At 60.0% G+C, this 355-nt stretch carries 1 protein-coding gene; it reads right to left on the bottom strand.

The annotated features are described in order from the left end of the window. Positions 1 to 355, bottom strand: a 355-nt coding sequence (locus O4H53_RS27035) for a helix-turn-helix domain-containing protein (RefSeq protein WP_331284262.1), incomplete at both ends; no start/stop codon positions are given.

Here is a 355-nt window from a genome sequence, read left to right as displayed (position 1 = left end):
GCATCGCTGCGTGGCCATTTATCGAAACTGGCGAGAATCTTGACGATCTCAGGATCTTTGATAGCCGAGGAGGGCAGGGCGGCGATGCACCGTTTCATGTGACGCAAACGAAGGGACCGAAGATCCTTCAAAGCGCGCAAATGCCTCCGTTCCGCACGGAGCCGATCGCGAAGGGCTATGAACTCTTCCAGTCGCGCGATCAGCGGAGTCAGTATCAAGCCTAGGCCAGCGCGACCATAGCGGGCCCCATTCGCCGCGACACGTTTCACGATCAGCCCAAGCTTGGCCAGCGCGGCCTCATCCGTTCGCAACTGGCGCGACGTCTTGCCAAGTTCGACCGCTGCGAGATCTTGCG

Origin of the sequence: Sulfitobacter sp. G21635-S1 (assembly GCF_027213915.1) — a bacterium.
Lineage (GTDB): Bacteria > Pseudomonadota > Alphaproteobacteria > Rhodobacterales > Rhodobacteraceae > Sulfitobacter.
Note: the sequence above shows the minus strand (reverse complement) of the source record. Positions and strands in the feature narration are given on the sequence as shown.